Origin of the sequence: Azohydromonas aeria (assembly GCF_009760915.1) — a bacterium.
Taxonomy (GTDB): domain Bacteria; phylum Pseudomonadota; class Gammaproteobacteria; order Burkholderiales; family Burkholderiaceae_C; genus Azohydromonas; species Azohydromonas aeria.
In genome coordinates, this window is record NZ_VIDQ01000001.1 from 198,758 (window position 1) to 217,688 (window position 18,931).

Sequence of the window (18,931 nt, forward strand, 5' to 3'; positions counted from 1 at the left end):
GATGGACCCTCAAGCCTCCACCCTGATTCCGCCCTCCGGGCCCGCCACCGTGCCCGCCGCCCCGGCCGCTTCGGATGTCCACGCGGCGGCTCCCGACGAGGCCGGCGCCGCGCCGCCGGCGCCGTTGCCGGTCGAGCTCGAGCCCGGCGATGCCGACGCGCTGGCGCGGGTGCACGAGGAAGTGGCGCGCGTGCTGGAAGCCGTGCCGCGGGCGCTGCACCGGCTGCGCCGCGCCGGCACGCCGGCCGAGGGCGACTGCGCCGGCGTGCTGCAGCTGTCGGTGCGGCAGCTGCAGCAGTGCGCGGGCGCGCTGCGCATGGCCGGCTTCACGCAGTCGGCCATGCTGCCGCAGGCCCTGGCCGAGCTGCTGCAGCTGGCCGCGGCGCAGCCGGGCCTGCCCGGGGCGGCGGTGGCCGAGGGCGCGGAGCAGGCCAGCGCGGCGCTGCTGGGCTACCTGCGGCGCTGGCGCGCCGGGCAGCCGCTGTCGCCGCTGGTGCTGTTCCCGGCCTGGAACACGCTGCGCACGCTCAGCGGCGCCGAGCGCATCCACCCGGCCGACCTGTGGCCCGTGCCCTGGCGCTGGCTGGCGCTGCCGGGCGACGAGCGGCTGCCGCCGCTGCAGCCCGACGCCGCCGTGCGCGGCGCGGCCGAGCAGCTCACGCTGGCGCTGATGCGCGACGCGCGCAGCCCCGCCGCCCACAAGCTGGGCAACCTGTTCGCCGCGCTGGCGCGCGGTGCCGCCGACGGCCGCATGGCCACGCTGTGGGCGCTGGCCGCGGCCGTGGTCGAGGGCCAGTCGCGCGCCCTGCTGGTGGCCGACGTGCACCTGAAGCGCATCGCGCCGCGGCTGCTGGCGCAGGTGCGCCGCGGCCCGCAGGGCACGGCCGACGCCGCGGCGCAGCGCCTGGCGCACGACCTGCTGTTCTATTGCGCCCAGGCCGGCGAGGCGGCGCAGTCCGGCGCCACGCCGCGGCTGGCGGCCGCGCGCGGCGCCTGGGGCCTGCAGCGGCATCCGGCGGTGGACATCGAGCACGCGCTGCCGCCGGTGCCCAACCCGGCGCTGCTGGCGCAGGCGCAGCGCCAGCTCGCCACGGCGCAGGCGCTCTGGGAGGCGACCGCGTCCGGCACGCCGCGCCCGGGGCTGGAGGAACTTGTCACGCAGCTGGCGCAGACGCTGCGCCTGCTGCTGCCGCAGGAGGCGCCGGCGGTCGAGGCCCTGGCGCAGGCGCTGCAGCGCGCCGCCGCGCTGTCCGCGCCCGCGGCCGAGCCGGCGCTGGAGGTGGCGCAGGCGCTGCTGGCGCTGCAGCTGCTGCTGCAGGAGCACGAGATCGAGGCGCCGGGCGCGCAGCTGCAGCGGCTGGCGCGGCGCATCGGGCAGGCGCTGGACGGCCAGCGCGCGCCGGACGAGGCCGCGCCGGTGGAGCCCTGGCTGTCGGCGCTGGCGCAGCGCGGCGCCGAGCGGCAGGCGATGCAGGCGCTGGGCCAGGCGCTGCGCAGCACCATCAACGAGGCCGGGCTGCAGCTCGACGCGCTGGCGCAGGCGCCCGACGACGCCACGCTGCACGCGCTGGGCCAGCGGCTGCAGCGGTTGCAGGGCGTGCTGTCGGTGCTGTCGCGGCCGGCCCTGGCGGCGTCGGTGGGCAGCCTGCGCGCGGGGCTGCCGGCCCGGGCCGACGAAATGGACGCGGCGCAGGTCGCCGCGCTGGCGCAGCACCTGGCCACGCTGGACGTGGCCTGCGACCGCTTGGCGCTGGGCCTGGCCGAGGAGGCGACGCCGCCGGCACCCGAGGCCGTGCCCGGCACACCGGACGACGCAGCTTTCACCACGCCGGCTCCCGCACCGGCTCCCGCACCGGCCGCCGCCGCGGACACGTCCGCGACTGAAACGGCAGCGCCGGCCGAGCCGCTGTTGCTGCAGGAGCAGCCCGAGCTGCCGCACCTGACCGAGCCGGCCCTGCCGCCCGGCACGGCGCCGGCCTGGGCTGCGCCTTCCGGAATGCCCGACCTGCCGGAGCTGGTGGACGTCGCGCAGCCGGTGACGCTGCACCAGCCGGCCGTGGAGGACGGGCGCGTCGAGCTGGCCTCGCTGCTCAAGCACCTGGATGCGCAGGGCGCGCCCATGGCGCCGAGCCCCGGTTTCAGCTTTCCCGGCCTGGCCGGTGCCGCGGCGGTGCCGTCGCGCGTCGTGGCCGCGGCGCGGCTGGGCGGATCGGGCGGCGCGCTGCACCGGCTGGAGCCGCCGGCGGGCGCCGAGGCGCAACGGGGCGCTGACGCCTTGCCCGTGGCGGCTGCTGCCGCGCCCCTGCCCGAGTCCGGGCCCGAGACCGGGCCTGAGTCCGAGTCCGTCTCCGCGGCGGACGCCGGGGCGGGCGCGCCGCCCGACACGCCGGCGGCCCCGGCCCCAGCCCTCGACCCGGCCGGATTCCTGGACCGGGACGAGGGCAAGGCCACCGGCGCTGACCCCGTCCCGGATGGCGTCCTGCCCGAAGCCGAGGCGGTGTCGCCGGCCGGGGAACCCGACGGCGACACCGCCTCGGCGGCCGGTCCGGTGGATGACGGCCCGATCGACACGGCGCTGGCGGCGCACGGCGGCTTCACGCCGGAGCCGCTTTCCGGGGAGGACATCCCCGCCGACAGCCACGCCGCGGCCGGGGCGGCTGACGCCTCCGTGCTGCCGGACGGCTGGGCCGAGGAGCCGGCGGCCGAGGCCGAGGCCGCTGCAGATCCCTTGGAACCCTGGCCCGCCGGCGTGGCGCCGGCGGCACCCGACGGCGCGATCGAGGTGGACGAGCTGGCGCCGGAGTCGGAGCCTGCGGCGGCCTTCGCGCCGCCGGACGGCGGTTTCACGGGCGAATCCGGGCGGTTCGAGGCGGATGGCGCCGACGCCGCGCCGGACGGCGGGCTGGTGTCCGGGGGGGAAACGGCCATGGGCCTCCCGGAAGCCGAAGCGCCCGCGGCGCCGGAGCCGGAGCCCGACGCGGCGCAGGCCATCGAGCTGTCCTTCGACCTGCCGCCGGCGCCGGACGGGGATTTCGCCGATGAAGCTTTCGACCTGAGCTTTGACTTGCCCGCGGCCGAGGCCGAAGCCGAGGCGCCGGCCGCCGCGCCCGCCGCAGCCTCCGGGCCCGTGGCCGAGGCGCCGGCGCCGGTTGAGGACGGCCTGGATTTCGATCTGGACATGGGCCTGGACTTCGACACCGCCCACGGCGTACCCGCGCTGGAGGAGGCGCCGGCGCTGCCGGGCTTCGGCACCGCGCCGGCCGAGGCGGCGACGCCCGAAGGGCCATGGAAGGCTGCCGCCTTGTCGGAGCCTGTCCCGGAGCCCGTCCCGGCAGCCGAGCCGGCCGCGGCGCTCCCGCCGATCGCGATGCCCGGACTGCTGGCGCCGCTGGACGGCGAGGACCGGGTGGTGGGCCCGCTGCGGGTGCCGGAGTCGATGTTCGACATCTACCTCGAAGAGGCCGAGGCGCTGTCGGCGCGGCTGCACGACAAGCTGGCGCAGTGGCAGCCGCCGCAGCCGCTGGAGCGCGAGCTGGTCGTGGTGACGCATGCCCTGCAGGGCATGGCCGACACCGTGGGCGACGCGGCGCTGGCGCAGCTGGCGCGGGTGCTGGAAGACGCGATGGCGCCGTGCCGCCGTGCTGGCTACGGCACGCCGGCCGTCGCCGCGGTACTGGGCGAGGGCGTGCTGCGCCTGCGCGCGATGCTGGCGCAGTTTGCCGCGGGCACGCTGCCGGCGCCGGTGGAGCCGGAGTTCCTGCAGCGCCTGCGCTCGCCGCACGCCGCGCCGGCGCACAACCCGTTCGGGCCGCCGGTGGCGCTGGAAACGGAAGCGGCGCCGGCCGATGGCTCCGGGAACCTCGGGGCGCCCGGGGACGAAAGCCTCGACTTCGGCTCGCCGCTGGCGGACGAGGCCGGTCCGGCCCCGTCGGTGGCGCCTGCCGGCATGGAGCCGGACCCGGACCGGGAGGCCGCCGAGGCCACGGCCTGGACCTGGCCGGAAGACGAGGCCGCCGAGCCGGCCGCTCCGCCGGCCGCGGAGGCGGTGAGCCCGGAAGCGGACGAGGCCGCCGCGCTGGCCTGGACCTGGCCGGAGGACGACGGCGCCGAGCCCGCGCCGACGCCGCTGGACGAGGCGGGCGACGCGCCGGTCTCCGCGCCGGCTGATGCCGTTGACCTGGCCGATGCAGGCGAAACCCCGGCGCTGCCGGTACCCGAAACCGCCGTGCCGGCGGCCGGCGAGTACCCGGCGGACGAGGCGGACGAGGCGGACGATCCGCGCACGCTGGACGCAGCGCTGTTCCCGGTGTTCGAGGACGAGGCGCAGGAGCTGCTGCCGCGGCTGGCACAGGCGCTGCGCGGCTGGTCCGAGGAGCCCAGCGGCGACGAGCACGCGGGCGCGGCCATGCGCGCGCTGCACACGCTCAAGGGCGGCGCGCGGCTGTCCGGCGCGATGCGGCTGGGCGAGGCGGCGCACCGGCTGGAGAGCGACATCGAGGACCTGCTGATGCGCTCCGGGCTGCCGCGGCGGCCCGACATCGACATGCTGCTGGAGCGCGCCGACCGGCTCAGCGCCGCCTTCGAGCAGCTGCGCCCGGCCGCGGCCGCTCCTGACACCCCCCCTGACACCGCCGCGCCGGCAGTGCAGAGCGCCGCGGCGGGCGAGGCGGACACGCTCCCGGTGGACGCCGCCGCCGAGCCGGCGCCGACCGCGCCGCCGGCGCTGCCGCAGCCGCTGGCGGTGGCCGAGGCGGAGATGCCGGCCATCGACTGGTCGCGCTTCGCCAGCGAGGCGCCGCCGCTGCCGGCGGCGGCGGCCGCCGCCTCGCCCGCGGCCACGGTGCGCGTGCGCGCCCCGGCGCTGGACCGGCTGGTGGCGCAGGCCGGCGAGGTGGGCATCGCGCGGGCGCGGTTGACGGCGCAGCTGCAGCAGCTCGGCGGCTCGCTGGCCGATCTCGACGACAACCTGCAGCGCCTGCGCGCGCAGCTGCGCGAGGTGGAGCTGCAGGCGGAGACGCAGCTCGACTCGCGCCTGGAGGCGGCGCGCCAGTCGGCGCAGGCCTTCGACCCGCTGGAGATGGACCGCACCACCCGGCTGCAGGAGCTCACGCGGATGATGGCCGAGTCGCTCGACGACGTGGCCACCGTGCAGCACGGCCTGCGCCAGGGCCTGCGCGACGGCGACGACGAGCTCGTGGCCCTGGGGCGCCTGGCCGCGGAGCTGCAGGACGAGCTGCTGCGCGCGCGGCTGGTGGCCTTCGACAGCCTGGCCGAGCGGCTGCAGCGCGTGCTGCGCCAGGCGGCGCAGGAGGCGCAGCGCCAGGTGCGGCTGGAGATCGAGGGCGGCGCGGTGGAGATCGACCGCGGCGTGCTGGAGCGCATGGCGCCGGCCTTCGAGCACCTGCTGCGCAACGCCGTGGCGCACGGCATCGAGCCGCCGGCCGAGCGCTTCATGGCCGGCAAGCCGGCCGAGGGGCGCGTGCTGCTGAGCCTGTCGCAGGAGGGGTCGCAGGTGTCGGTGAGCTGCAGCGACGACGGCCGCGGGCTGGACCTGCCGCGCATCCACCGCCGCGCCATCGAGCGCGGGCTGCTGCCGCTGGAGGCGCAGCCCGATGCCGCGGTGCTGCAGCGCCTGGTGTTCGCGCCGGGCTTCTCCACCGCCGAGCAGCTGAGCCCGCTGGCCGGGCGCGGCGTGGGGCTGGACGTGGTGCGCGCCGAGGTCGAGGCGCTGGGCGGGCACATCGCCCTGGAGACCACGCCGGGACAGGGCAGCCGCTTCACGCTGCAGCTGCCGCTGACCACCGCCGTGATGCAGGTGCTGCTGCTGCGCTGCGGCGCGGCCACCGTGGCCGTGCCCGTGGCGCTGGTGGAGGAGGAGCTGCGCGTGCCGGCCGCCGAGGCCGCGCGGGCGGCGGCGCGCGGGCGCTTCGGCGCCGGCATCGAGGCGCCGGCCTTCTTCCGGCTGGAGGCGCTGCTGCGCCAGCCGCTGCCGCCGCAGCCCGGCGAAGCGGCGGCCGAGGCCGAGGTGCTGCTGCTGCGCGGCGCGCAGCAGCGCTTGGCGCTGCAGGTGCAGCAGGTGCTGGGCCGGCAGGAGGCGGTGCTCAAGCCGCTGGGGCCGCAGTTGTCGGCGCTGCCGGGCCTGGCCGGCATGAGCCTGCTGCCGTCGGGCACGCCGCTGCCGATCTACAACCCCGCGGCGCTGGCGCTGCGCCACACCGCGGCGCTGCAGGCGGCGCAGGTGGCGGGCCTGGGAACGGACCTGGACCCGGCCCAGGCTGAAGGGATCGGTGCGGCGGGCGTGGCGGGCGCCGCGGCCGCGCCGCCGGCGCCGCTGGTGCTGGTGGTGGACGACTCGCTGACCGTGCGCCGCGTCACGCAGCGGCTGCTCGAGCGCGAGGGCTACCGCGTGGCGGTGGCCAAGGACGGGCAGCAGGCGCTGGAGCTGCTGGCGCAGGAGCAGCCGGCGCTGGTGCTGACCGACCTGGAGATGCCGCGCCTGGACGGCTTCGACCTGCTGCGCCGGCTGCGCGCCGACGCGCGCTGGAGCGCCATCCCGGTGATCGTGATCACCTCGCGCCTGGCCGCGCGGCACCGCGAGCTGGCCGCGGCGCTGGGCGTCGAGCACTACCTCGGCAAGCCCTACGCGCAGGACGAGGTGCTGGCCCTGGTGGCGCGCTACAGTGGCCGGCTGCAGGCGCCGTCCCCCGCCTCCACCGAGCCCTGAGCCGTCCGAAGCGTCCCGAGAAAGCGCAGCCGATGTCGTCGCTGGTCGATCACCTGGTGGAACTCACGCGCTTTCGCGACCGCGACCAGGCCGACGCGCTGCTGATGCAGACGCTGGCGGCGCTGCTCAAGCCGCAGTTCCTGGCGCTGCACCGCTGCGTGGGCGAGCCGCCCGAAGTGCGCTGGCTCACGCGCGAGTGGGGGCCGGGCGCGGCCACGCAGGGCGCGCGGCGCCCGGACTTCGAGCAGCTGCCGGCGCTGGACAGCCGCCCTGAATGGCTGGCCTGCGCGCGCGGCGCCCAGCCGGTGCTGGAGACGGGCGGGCCGGGCGCGCCGGCGCGGCTGCTGTTCCCGCTGTCGGCCGGCGCGCAGGCGTCGGGCGTGCTGGAGCTGCATGCCGCGCAGCCGCTGGACGCGCCCGCGCGCAACACCGTGGGCGCCATCGTCAGCCTCTACGCCAATTTCCTGTCACTGCTGGATTACGGGCAACGCGACGCGCTCACCGGGCTGCTCAACCGCAAGACCTTCGACGACTGCTTCATGCGCGCGCTGGTGGGCCCGCAAGGGCAGCCGCTGGCCAGCGCCGGCACCGGCGCCGGGGCGGAGGCCGACGCGCGCGGGCGCGCCGCGCGCCGGCACTGGCTGGCGGTACTCGACGTGGACCATTTCAAGAGCATCAACGACCGCTTCGGGCACCTCATCGGCGACGAGGTGCTGCTGCTGCTGGCGCGGCTGATGCGCACGGTGCTGCGCTTCGACGACCGCATCTTCCGCTTCGGCGGCGAGGAGTTCGTGGTGCTGCTGGCCGCGGCGCAGGAGGCGGACGTGCTCGGGGTGCTGGAGCGGCTGCGCGCGGCGGTGGAGCGCTTTGAGTTCCCGCGCGTGGGCCGGGTCACGGTGAGCATCGGCTTCAGCGACGTGCGCGCGGCCGACCTGCCCACCGCCGCCTTCGACCGGGCCGACCGCGCCGTCTACCACGCCAAGGCGCAGGGCCGCAACCGCGTCGCCGGCCCGGCCGCGCTGGCCGCCGCGGGCGTCACCGAGACGCCGGTGCAGCCCGGCGACGTGGACCTGTTCTGAGCGCGGCGCCGCGCCATCCCGCGGTCTCGGGGCGGTCGTGGTTCATCCTCTTGTCCAGGCGCGCCGTGTGTGGTGTGCCCTGCAGCGGCCTGTCAGCCCCGTTGCGTACACTGCCGCGCCCGAATCCCGGGCCTGCAACGGGTTGCAATGAAGCTGCGATCGATCCTTCCGCCGTGCGCGGCGCTGCTGCTGGCCGGCTGCGCCAACCTGTCGCCGCCCCCGCCGGCGCCGCCGGCGCCGCCGGCCTGGGCCGCGCCGCTGCCGCACGCGGGCGAGCCGCAGGCGCTGGCGCAGTGGTGGTCGCGCTTCGACGACCCGCTGCTGCCCGCGCTGGTGGCGCAGGCGCAATCGGACAGCCCGACGCTGGCGCAGGCGCTCTCCCGCATCGACCAGGCGCGCGCGCAGCTGGCGGTGGCCGGCGCGGCGCTGCAGCCCGCGCTCGACGGCAGCGCCGGCCTCACGCGCGCCAGCAACAACTTCCCGCCGCCGTCGCTGACCTACACGGTGCTGCAGGGCCGCGTGGACGCGAACTGGGAGATCGACCTCTTCGGCGGGCGCCGCGCCGGCGTGGCCGCGGCGCAGGCGCAGGCCGAGGGCGCGGCGGCGCAGTGGCACGACGCGCGCGTGAGCCTGGCCGCCGAGGTGGCGCTGAACTACGCGAGCCTGCGTGCCTGCGAGGCGCAGGTGGTGCTGGATGCGCAGAACGTGGAGTCGGCCGCGCAGATCGCCGACCTGACGCGGCGCAAGGTGGAGGTGGGCTTCGAGTCGCCGGCCAACGGCGCGCTGGCGCAGGCCACGCTCTCCGACAACCGCGCCCGCGCCCAGGCACAGCAGGCCGAGTGCGCGGTGCTGGTCAAGGCGCTGGTGGCGCTCACCGGGCTGGAGGAGCCGGCGCTGCGCGCGCGGCTGGCACCGCGCGCGGCGCAGCTGCCGCAGCCCGCGGCCTTCACGGTGGATGCGCTGCCGGCGCAGGTGCTGGCGCAGCGGCCGGACCTGGCCGCGGCCGAGCGCCAGCTGCGCGCGGCCGCCGCCAACGTGGACGCCGCGCGTGCCCAGCGCTGGCCGCGGCTGCTGCTGTCGGGCTTCATCAACTACGGCGTCGTGCGCCTGGGCGGGGTGCAGGACCACGGCGCCAACTGGAGCATCGGGCCGTCGTTGTCGCTGCCGCTGTTCGACGCGGGGCGGCGTGCCGCCGAGGTCGATGCCGCGCGCGCGCGTCTCGACGAGGCGCTGGCGGCCTGGCAGCAGCGCGCGCGCGGCGCGGTGCGCGAGGTCGAAGAAGCCCTGGTGCGGCTGGATGCGGCCACGCGGCGCGAAGATGACGCCCGCAGCGCGGCCGAGAACTGGCAACGCTTCGTGCTGGCGACGCAGACGCGCTGGGAGCTCGGCGGCGCCAGCCTGATCGAGCTGCAGGACGCGCGGCGCCAGCGCATCGCGGCCGAGACCACGCTGCTGGCCGTGCGGCGCGAGCGCGTGGCGGCCTGGGTCCAGCTCTACAAGGCCAGCGGCGGCGGCTGGGACGGCGCGCTGGCCGTCGCCGACGCCGCCGCTGCCACCGCTGCCACGGGCGGCGCCGCCGCCAACGAATCCAACCTTTCCACGCGATGAAGCCGACTTCCCGAAACCTTTCCGTGCTGGCCGTCGCGCTGGCGGCCGCCGGCCTGGGCATCACGGCGCTGAGCGTGCGCAGCCAGCCTGCGAACAAGGCCCCGGCGCCGGCACGCGCGGCGCTGACCGTCACCACGGTGCAGCCGCAACCCGCGCAGTGGACGCAGACGCTGGCGGCCAACGGCAACGTCGCCGCGTGGCAGGAGACCATCGTCGGCGCCGAACTCGGCGGCGTGGCGCTGTCGCAGGTGCTGGTCAACGTGGGCGACACGGTCAAGCGCGGCCAGCCGCTGGCGCGGCTGGTGGACGACACCGTGCGCGCCGACGTGGCGCAGGCGCAGGCCGCGCTGGCCGAGGCGCAGGCGGCGCTGGCCGAGGCGCGCGCCAACGCCGAGCGCGCGCGCGCGCTGCAGCAAAGCGGCGCGCTGAGCGCACAGCAGATCTCGCAGTACCTCACGGGCGAGCAGACCGCCGCGGCGCGGGTGCAGGCCGCGCGCGCGCAGCTCGACGCGCAGCAGCTGCGCCTGCGCAAGACGCAGGTGCTCGCGCCCGACGACGGCGTGGTGAGCGCGCGCAGCGCGGCCGTGGGCAGCGTGGCGCAGCCGGGGCTGGAGCTGTTCCGCCTCATCCGCCAGGGCCGGCTGGAGTGGCGCGCCGAGGTGCCGGCCACCGAGCTGCCCAAGGTGCGCCCCGGGCAGGCCGTGACGCTGGTGACGCCGGCGGGCACGCGCGTGCCGGGCCAGGTGCGCCAGGTCGCGCCCACCATCGACGCGCAGACGCGCAACGCGCTGGTCTACGTGGACCTGCGGCCGGCGCCGGGCTCGGACGTGCGCGCGGGCATGTTCGCGAGCGGCGAGCTCGCGCTCTCGCGCCGCGCGGTGCTGACGCTGCCGGCCGCGGCGGTGCTGCTGCGCGAGGGCTTCAGCACCGTCATGGTGGTGGGCCCGGACTCGAAGGTGACGCAGCTCAAGGTGGAGGCCGGGCAGCGCCAGGGCGAGCGCGTCGAGGTGCGCGGCCTCAAGCCCGACGCGCGCGTGGTGGACCGCGGCGCGGCCTTCCTGGCCGACGGCGACACGGTGCAGGTGGTGGACGCGCCGCCGGCGGCTGCCGCGGCGGCGTCGCGCCAGGCCGCGGCCGGGCGCGAGGCGCAGGGCGTTGACGCGAAGGCGGCGCGATGAACGTCTCGGCCTGGTCGATCCGCAACCCGATCCCGGCGCTGATGCTCTTCTTCCTGCTCACGGTGGCAGGGGTGATGGGCTTTCGCGCCATGAAGATCCAGAACTTCCCCGACGTCGACCTGCCCATGGTCATCGTCACCGCCTCGCTGCCGGGCGCCTCGCCGGGGCAGATGGAAACCGAGGTGGCGCGCAAGATCGAGGACTCGGTCTCCACGGTGCAGGGCGTCAAGCACACCTACACCACGCTGCAGGACGGCACCGCCACGGTGATGGTGGAGTTCCGCCTGGAAAAGCCCACGCAGGAGGCGGTGGACGACGTGCGCGACGCCGTCAACCGCGTGCGCTCGCAGCTGCCGGCGGACTTGCGCGATCCGAGCATCGCCAAGATGAACCTCGCGGGCGTGCCCATCCTGACCTACACCATCGCCAGCGAGCGCATGGACGACGAGGGGCTGTCCTGGTTCGTGGACAACACGGTGGCCAAGCGGCTGCTGGGCGTGCCCGGCGTGGGCTCGGTGACGCGCGTGGGCGGCGTCACGCGCGAGCTGCGCGTGGAGCTCGACCCGCAGCGGCTGCTGTCGCTGTCGGCCACGGCCGCGGAGGTGTCGCGCGAGCTGCGGCGCGTGCAGCAGGAGTCCTCGGGCGGCCGCGTGGACCTGGGCGGCGGCGAGCAGGCCGTGCGCACGCTGGCCACGGTGCGCTCGGCCCAGGAACTCGGCGCGCTGCAGCTCACGCTGGCCGACGGGCGGCGCATCCGGCTTGACCAGGTCGCCAGCGTCATCGACACCGTGGCCGAGGTGCGCACCCAGGCGCTGCTCGACGGGCGCCCGGTGGTGGGCTTCGAGATCACGCGCGCGCGCGGCGCCAGCGAGGTCGAGGTCGACCGTGGCGTGAGCCAGGCGCTGGCGCAGCTGCGCGCCGACCACCCGGACCTCAAGATCGACCAGGCCTTCAACTTCGTGGACCCGGTGGTGGACAACTACGAAGGCTCGATGCACCTGCTCTACGAGGGTGCCTTCCTGGCGGTGGTGGTGGTGTGGTTCTTCCTGCGCGACTGGCGCGCCACGTTCGTGGCGGCCACGGCGCTGCCGCTGTCGGTCATTCCCGCCTTCCTGGGCATGTGGTGGCTGGGCTTCTCCATCAACGTGGTGACGCTGCTGTCGCTGTCGCTGGTGGTGGGCATCCTGGTGGACGACGCCATCGTCGAGATCGAGAACATCGTGCGCCACCTGCGCATGGGCAAGTCGCCGTACCAGGCGGCGATGGAGGCGGCCGACGAGATCGGGCTGGCCGTGGTGGCGACGACCTTCACGCTCATCGCCGTGTTCCTGCCCACGGCGTTCATGAGCGGCATCGCGGGCAAGTTCTTCAAGCAGTTCGGCTGGACGGCGTCGCTGGCGGTGTTCGCCTCGCTGGTGGTGGCGCGCATGCTCACGCCGATGATGGCGGCGTACCTGCTGCGCCCGGTGGTGCATGCCCAGCCCGACGGGCGGCTGATGCGCGGCTACATGCGCATGGCCGCGTGGTGCCTGAAGCACCGCTGGCTGACCGCCGGCGGCGCGGCGCTGTTCTTCGCCGGCTCGCTGGCGCTGATCCCGCTGCTGCCCACGGGCTTCATCCCGGCCGACGACTTCGGGCAGTCGCAGGTGCGCATCGAGCTGCCCCCGGGCAGCACCTTCGAGGAGACGCGCGCCGCGGCCGAGCAGGCGCGCGCCATCCTGGAGCCCAACCCGCACGTCAAGCGCATCTACACCGCCATTGGCGGCGGCGCCACGGGCTCCGACCCGTTCCTGCCCGCGGGCATGGCCGAGGTCAACAAGGCCTCGCTCACGCTCAACCTCACGCCGCGCGAGGAGCGCCCGGGGCTGCGCAAGCAGGCCATCGAGGCGCAGCTGCGCGAGGCGATGCAGGCGCTGCCCGGCGTGCGCGTGGCCGTGGGCCTGGGCAACTCGGGCGAGAAGTACATGCTCGCGCTCTCGGGCGAGGACGGCCAGGCGCTGTCGGAGGCGGCGCAGTCGCTGGAGCGCGAGCTGCGCACGCTGCCCGGCGTGGGCAACGTGCGCTCCACGGCCAGCCTGGTGCGCCCGGAGCTGGTGGTGCGCCCGGACTTCGCGCGCGCGGCCGAGGCCGGCGTGAGCTCGGCCGTGATCGCCGACACGCTGCGCATCGCCACCACCGGCGACTACGACGCGGCGCTGCCCAAGCTCAACCTGTCGCAGCGCCAGGTGCCGATCGTGGTGCGGCTGCCCGAGGCCGCGCGCCAGGACCTGGCGCTGCTGTCGCAGCTGTCGGTGCCCGGGCGCTCGGGGCGGCCGGTGCAGCTGGCCAACGTCGCCACGCTGAGCCTGGAAAGCGGCCCGGCGCTGATCAGCCGCTACGACCGGCGCCGCAACATCAACTTCGAGATCGAGCTCGGCGGCCAGCCGCTGGGCGAGGTGTCGGCGGCGGTGCAGCGGCTGCCCACGCTGCAGCGGCTGCCCCCCGGCGTGACGCAGACCGCGCTGGGCGACGTGGAGACCATGAACGAGCTCTTCAGCAGCTTCGGGCTGGCCATGCTCACCGGCGTGATGTGCATCTACGTGGTGCTGGTGCTGCTGTTCAAGAACTTCATGCAGCCGGTGACGATCCTGGCGGCGCTGCCGCTGTCGCTGGGCGGGGCCTTCGTGGCGCTGCTGCTGACGAAGAGCGCGTTCTCGATGCCCTCGCTGATCGGGCTGATCATGCTCATGGGCATCGCCACCAAGAACTCGATCCTGCTGGTGGACTACGCCATCCTGGCGCGGCGCGAGGGCATGAACCGCTGGGACGCGCTGCTCGACGCCTGCCACAAGCGCGCGCGCCCGATCGTGATGACGACGCTGGCCATGGGCGCGGGCATGCTGCCCATCGCGCTGGGCTGGGGCACGGACCCGAGCTTCCGCTCGCCGATGGCGGTGGCCGTGATCGGCGGGCTGATCACCAGCACCTTCCTGAGCCTGCTGGTCATTCCGGTGGTGTTCACCTTCGTGGACGACGCGGTGGAGTTCACGATGCGGGGCCTGCGGCGGCTGCGGCACCAGCCGCCGGCGGCGCATCCACCGCAAAAGGCCGGGGCGGCCTGAAGACCCCCTGACACCGCGAAGGCCCCGGCAGTGCCGGGGCCTTCGTGTTTTCCGGCCGGCGAAGAACCCGGCGTCACCTGCGGCGGCGGCCTGGCCTCAGGACCGCGCCGCGTTCTTCTGCGCCTGGCGGATGGTCCAGGCATAGACGGTGGAGCCGCGCAGGTTCTCGACCTGCTCGGGCGGCCAGTCGTCGCCCATGTCGAAGGCGTGCGAGACCACGCGCGTGCCCAGCCGCAGCTGGCGCCACAGCTGCGGGCGCAGCTGCTGGTTGATGCGCGGCAGCAGGTAGAGCGTGACGACGGTGGCCTGGGAGAAGTCGGTCTCGAACAGGTCGCCGACGCGGAAGTCCACCCGGTCCTCCACCCCGGCGTCGCGGGCACGGACCTGCGCCTCGGCGATGCGGCGCGGGTCGATGTCGATGCCCACGCCGCGCGCGCCGCGTTCCTTGGCGGCGGTGACGACGATGCGGCCGTCGCCGCAGCCCAGGTCGTAGAGCAGGTCGCCCCCGCGCACGCGGCCCAGGTCGAGCATCTTGTTCACGACGGCCATGGGCGTGGGCACGTAGGGCACGTCCAGCGGCTTGGCCGGCTGCTGGTCGTCGGCCGAGTTCTGGGCGCGCGCGAGGCCGCAGGGCAGCAGCAGCGCCAGCGCGGCGGCGCGGCGCCGGGTCAGGACGAAGGCGGCGCGGTCGGGAGCGGGAGCGGTCATGGGCATCTCCTGGCAGGGGCGGGGTCGGAAGGGGAGGCAGGGGAGGCGGGCGGCGCGGCCGCGGGCGCGCGCAGCAGCGGCAGCAGCAGCGCGCCGGCCAGCAGCACGGCCACGCCGATCCAGGCGGCGTTGAAGCCGCCGAACTGCTGGCTGTACACGTAGGACAGGCTCGACCACAGCATGTAGGCGCAGGTGGTGCAGAACAGCAGCGGCAGCAGCGGGTACAGCGGCACGCGGAACGGCCGCTCGACGCCGGGCTCGCGCCGGCGCAGCACGAACAGCGCCAGCCCGGTGAGCAGGAAGAACAGCCAGAACACCGGCGCGGTGAACTCGACCATGGCCTTGAAGCCGCTGCCCGCGGCGCTGCCCACGGCCACCAGGGCCAGCGCGGCGCCGCCCTGCAGCGCCAGCGCCACCGGCGGCGTGCCGCGTGCGGCGTCCCAGCGGCCCAGCCGCGCCAGCAGCGGCCAGTCGCGCCCGGCGGCCCAGGTGCTGCGCGCGCCCACGATCAGCGTGGCGTTCATGGAGGTCAGCGCCGCCACGGCGACGGCGATGGCCACGAGCGTGCCGCCGGCGTCGCCGAAGGCCACGCGCAGCAGGTCGGCGGCGATGCCCTGCGAGCCCGCCATGCCCGCCAGCCCCAGGCCGTGCCAGTAGGCCCACACCACCAGCAGGTACAGCGCGGTGATGAGCGTGATGGACAGCACCAGCGCGCGCGCCATGTCGCGGCGCCGGTCGCGCACCTCGGCGCTGACGTAGGCCGCCTCGTTCCAGCCGCCGTAGGTCAGCAGCACGAACACCATGGCCAGGCCGAAGCCGGAGAGGCTCCAGGGCGCCGGCGCGCCGGCGCCGCCGTCGGCGGGGGCCGGCGCCGCGGCTGGCGCGCCGCCGTCGCCGACGAGCAGGAACAGCCCGGCGCCGACCACCAGCAGCAGCGCGCCCACCTCGATGGCGGTGAGCCAGCCCTGCGCCGCCACGCCGGTGCGCAGACCGCGCGCATTGACGAGCGTCAGCGCCAGCACCGCCGCCGCCGCCCACCAGGCCGCGCCGTGGCGGCCCAGCGGCAGCAATTGCTGCATGTAGTCGCCGAAGACGAAGCCCAGCAGCGCGATGGAGCCGGTGGTGATGACGGCCATGCGCGCCCAGGCGAACAGGAAGGCCACGTTGCGGCCCCAGGCACGGCGCAGGAAGTGGTAGTCGCCGCCGGCGTTGGGGTAGGCGGTGGCAAGCTCGGCGTAGCACAGCGCGCCCACGAGCGACAGCAGCCCGCCCAGCACCCAGGCGGCGAACATCCAGCCCGTGCCGCCGGCCAGCGACGCCACCAGCGCCGGCGCCTTGAAGATGCCCGCGCCGATGACCAGCCCGACGGTCAGGGCCACGGCATCGCGCAGCCGCAGCAGCGCGCGCGGCTCGGCCGGGGAGGGGGTGTCGGACGTCAAGGGCATCGGCACTCCTGGCGCCGCGGTCGTGGGCGCGAGCGGCAGTCCGGCAGGCGCCGTGCCCGCCGGCGCGGGCGGGCGGCGACCGGCCAGCGCCCCCGCCCGGGTCGTGCCAGGAGGCCGTTGGGTGTGCAGGCAACCGGGATAAACCCATCCCCTCGATGGGGGGTCGGGCGCTACATTGCTTCGGCTCCCGGCGGCCGCTCCGAGCTGTTCCACGGCACCGGGCTGCTCCCCTCACTCGACGTGGAGGCACCGACGTGGAACCGTTCATCGGAGAGATCCGCATCTTCAGCGGCAACTTCCCACCGCGCGGGTGGGCCACTTGCGACGGGCAGCTGCTGTCCATCGCGCAGAACACGGCGCTGTTCTCGCTGCTGGGCACGGCCTACGGCGGCGATGGCCGCGTCACCTTCGGGTTGCCCGACCTGCGCGGGCGCGTGCCGGTGCACGCTTCCGGCACGCTGCCGATGGGGCAGGCGGCGGGCAGCGAGACGGTGACGCTGAGCAGCGCGCAGCTGCCCGTGCACGCCCACGCCGCGCGCGCGGCGGCCCTGGGCGACAGCGTCAGCCCGGCCGGCCGCTACTGGGCGGCCGAGCCCAATGCCGAGGCGGCGCCGTACAGCAACACCCACAGCGGGCAGACGCTGGCGCCGGCGGCACTGGCGCCCAGCGGCGGCAACCAGCCGCACGACAACATGCAGCCCTTCCTGGCGATGAACTTCATCATCGCGCTCGAAGGCATCTATCCCATGCGGCCCTGAACCGGGAGGTCTCTCATGGAACCCTTCATCGGCGAGATCCGCTGCTTCGGCTTCGCCTTCCCGCCGCGCGGCTGGGCGCTGTGCGCGGGGCAGCTGCTGCCCATCAACCAGAACCAGGCGCTGTTCGCCATCCTGGGCACGACCTATGGCGGCGACGGCCGCACCAACTTCGCGCTGCCCGACCTGCGCGGGCGCGTGCCGCTGCACCAGGGCAGCGGCCCGGGGCTAACGCCGCGCCCGCTGGGCCAGCAGGGCGGCACGGAAGCCGTGACGCTGACCGCGGCGGCGATGCCCGCGCACACCCACCCGGCGCTTTGCAACGGCGGCCCCGGCAACCAGTACGCGCCGGCCGGCCACTACTGGGCCCAGGATGCCGGCGGCGCCAGCGAGTACGCCCCCGCGGGCAACACCGCCATGGCCGCCGACGCCGCGGCGCTGGCCGGCGGCGGCGCGCCGCACAACAACCTGCAGCCCTACCTGGCGATGAGCTTCTGCATCGCGCTGCAGGGCATCTTCCCTTCGCGCAGCTGAACCGGGAGCACGTCCATGAGCGAGGCATTCATCGGCGAGACCAGGATGGTGGGCTTCGGCTGGGCGCCGCAGGGCTGGGCCCCGTGCGACGGCCGGCTGCTGCCGATCAACCAGTACCAGGCGCTGTTCGCGCTGATCGGCACGACCTACGGCGGCGACGGCGTCACGAGCTTCGCGCTGCCGGACCTGCGCGGGCGCGTGCCCCTGGGCTTCAGCGGCGCGCACCCGCCGGGACAGTCCGGCGGCGAGGCCACGCACACGCTGACGGCGCAGGAGATGCCGGCCCACGGCCACGCGGGCGTGGCCGCGGACGCGCCGGGCAGCCAGAAGAGCCCGGCAGGCCAGGTCTGGGCACGCGACTCCAAGGGCCAGTTCCTGTTCGGCGCCGCGGCCGGCACGGCGCTGGCGGCCGACGCCATCGGCAGCAGCGGCGGCTCGCAGCCGCACGACAACATGCAGCCCTATCAGGTGGTGAACTGGATCATCGCGCTCGAAGGCCTCTTCCCCTCGCGCGACTGATGGGCGTGGCGCCCGGCGTGGTTGCGCTGCGGCCCGAGACCGCGGCCGACGACGCCCTGCTGGCGGCGCTCTACGGCGCCACCCGGGCCGCGGAGCTGGCCGCGCTGCCGTGGAGCGCGGCGCAGAAGGCCGACTTCCTGCAGCAGCAGCACCGGCTGCGCGAGCGGCACTACCGCGCGCACTTCGCCGCAGCGGCCTTCGACGTGATCGAGGAGGACGGCCGCCCGGTGGGGCGGCTGTGCCTGTGGCGCGGCGCCCGGGAGTGGCGCGTGGTGGACATCGCGCTGCTGCCCGAGTGCCGCGGGCGCGGCATCGGCAGCGCGCTGCTGCGCCGGGTGCTGGCCGAGGCGGATACGGCAGGCGCGGCCGTGAGCCTGCACGTGGAGCCCGCCAGCCCGGCGTGCCGCCTCTACGGACGGCTGGGCTTCCAGGCGGCGGGCGGCGACGGTTTCTACCTGGCGATGCGGCGCTCAGCCGTGCCGCCGGGCGCTGCGGCGGCGGGTGACGAAGGCGCCCAGGCCGGCCAGCAGCAGCAGTGAGGCGGTGCCGGGCTCGGGGACGGCACCGCCGCCACCGCCTGTGTCGTAGGAGAAGCTCAGGAGCGAGAAGTCGAGAATCCCGCCGTTGTAGAGAGTGGGGACGCCCGTCGTGCCCATGCCCGGGCCGGTCAGTGCCAGCTCAATGGTGGCGCTGCCATCGGCCAGCATGGCCAGCGCGGCGGCCGTGAGCGCGACGGTGTAGTGGTACACGTAGCCGCTCAGGCCGGCGCTGGCTTCGAACGCCGCATTGAGCGCCGCGGTGAGGTCCACGCCGTCCAGGCTGAAGTTCGCCACCTGGTCTCCGGAAGCCACGGCGTCGCCGTCGAACAGGCCAATCGTGATCGAGCCGGCATTGATACCGGACACCGCTGCGAAGGTGTGCGTCCAGCTCGCGCTGAAGTTGAATGCGGTGTCGCCGCCATTCTGGATGTTGAACGGTGCCGGGTCGTTGGCATTGGCGGCTATGAGGGCGGCGCCGGTCATCTGTGTGCCGTCGGCAGCATCGATGTCGCCCAACTGGCTGGTGACCACCGCGGCCTGCGCCGCGCCACCGCAGGCCAGCGCGGCGGCCAGCGCCGTTGCGGCCAGGAGCCTGAGATTCTTCATTCCAATCCCTTTGCGTTTCTTGTTCGCGGCGCAACGCGGAGAGGTCGGACGCATCGGAATCCGGTGAGACAAGGCCCGAGGCGCCAGTGCGCACCGGGCAGCCAAGCAGGTTCCGGACCTTGTCTGTCAAGTCCT

General features: G+C 75.6%; 12 protein-coding genes. 9 read left to right on the forward strand and 3 right to left on the reverse strand.

All coding sequences use genetic code 11. The features are described 5' to 3' along the window. Nucleotide 1: 1 nt before the first annotated feature. From FJ694_RS37735 to FJ694_RS00990, 5 genes are all read left to right on the forward strand, one after another. Entirely contained in the window at nt 2–6,724 is a 6,723-nt protein-coding gene (locus FJ694_RS37735) for a response regulator (RefSeq protein ID WP_157263542.1), read from the forward strand. Between the two features lie 32 nt (nt 6,725–6,756). Then, nucleotides 6,757–7,803 carry a GGDEF domain-containing protein gene (locus FJ694_RS00975; RefSeq protein ID WP_157263543.1) on the forward strand — a complete coding sequence of 349 codons (1,047 nt, stop codon included), beginning with the start codon at nt 6,757–6,759 and terminating at the stop codon, nt 7,801–7,803. Nucleotides 7,804–7,950: 147 nt separating this feature from the next. After that, a complete protein-coding gene (locus FJ694_RS00980; RefSeq protein WP_157263544.1) occupies nt 7,951–9,411 on the forward strand; it encodes an efflux transporter outer membrane subunit in 1,461 nt (486 codons plus the stop codon). After that, the gene (locus tag FJ694_RS00985; RefSeq protein WP_157263545.1) at nt 9,408–10,589 is read left to right on the forward strand and encodes an efflux RND transporter periplasmic adaptor subunit; all 1,182 of its coding nucleotides are present in this window, start codon (nt 9,408–9,410) and stop codon (nt 10,587–10,589) included. Before FJ694_RS00980 ends, FJ694_RS00985 begins: the two co-directional genes overlap by 4 nt. Then, nucleotides 10,586–13,690 carry an efflux RND transporter permease subunit gene (locus FJ694_RS00990; protein ID WP_157263546.1) on the forward strand — a complete coding sequence of 1,035 codons (3,105 nt, stop codon included), beginning with the start codon at nt 10,586–10,588 and terminating at the stop codon, nt 13,688–13,690. The genes FJ694_RS00985 and FJ694_RS00990 overlap by 4 nt, the downstream gene beginning before the upstream one ends. A gap of 96 nt (nt 13,691–13,786) precedes the next feature. On the opposite strand, the gene FJ694_RS00995 is transcribed toward FJ694_RS00990, so the two are convergent. Together FJ694_RS00995 and FJ694_RS01000 are read right to left on the reverse strand one after the other, a co-directional pair. Continuing rightward, on the reverse strand, nt 13,787–14,398 hold the full coding sequence (locus FJ694_RS00995) for an SAM-dependent methyltransferase (protein WP_198320667.1): 612 nt from the start codon (nt 14,396–14,398) through the stop codon (nt 13,787–13,789). Further along, nucleotides 14,395–15,837: an APC family permease gene (locus FJ694_RS01000; protein ID WP_232539833.1), complete on the reverse strand. Its 1,443-nt coding sequence runs from the start codon at nt 15,835–15,837 to the stop codon at nt 14,395–14,397. Before FJ694_RS01000 ends, FJ694_RS00995 begins: the two co-directional genes overlap by 4 nt. 260 nt (nt 15,838–16,097) lie before the next feature. On the opposite strand from FJ694_RS01000, the gene FJ694_RS01005 reads away from it, so the two are divergent. The 4 genes from FJ694_RS01005 to FJ694_RS01020 are packed head-to-tail and all read left to right on the forward strand — an operon-like array spanning nt 16,098 to nt 18,190. Continuing rightward, entirely contained in the window at nt 16,098–16,601 is a 504-nt protein-coding gene (locus tag FJ694_RS01005) for a phage tail protein (RefSeq protein ID WP_232539834.1), read from the forward strand. A gap of 15 nt (nt 16,602–16,616) precedes the next feature. Beyond that, nucleotides 16,617–17,132 carry a phage tail protein gene (locus tag FJ694_RS01010; RefSeq protein WP_157263550.1) on the forward strand — a complete coding sequence of 172 codons (516 nt, stop codon included), beginning with the start codon at nt 16,617–16,619 and terminating at the stop codon, nt 17,130–17,132. 15 nt (nt 17,133–17,147) lie between these two features. Next, a complete protein-coding gene (locus tag FJ694_RS01015; RefSeq protein WP_157263551.1) occupies nt 17,148–17,651 on the forward strand; it encodes a phage tail protein in 504 nt (167 codons plus the stop codon). After that, nucleotides 17,651–18,190 (forward strand): GNAT family N-acetyltransferase, encoded by a 540-nt coding sequence (locus tag FJ694_RS01020; protein WP_157263552.1) that lies wholly within the window; start codon nt 17,651–17,653, stop codon nt 18,188–18,190. Before FJ694_RS01015 ends, FJ694_RS01020 begins: the two co-directional genes overlap by 1 nt. Here the strand turns inward: FJ694_RS01020 and FJ694_RS01025 are convergent. Continuing rightward, on the reverse strand, nt 18,122–18,850 hold the full coding sequence (locus FJ694_RS01025; protein ID WP_157263553.1) for a variant GlyGly-CTERM sorting domain-containing protein: 729 nt from the start codon (nt 18,848–18,850) through the stop codon (nt 18,122–18,124). The genes FJ694_RS01020 and FJ694_RS01025 overlap by 69 nt on opposite strands. Nucleotides 18,851–18,931 lie beyond the last annotated feature (81 nt).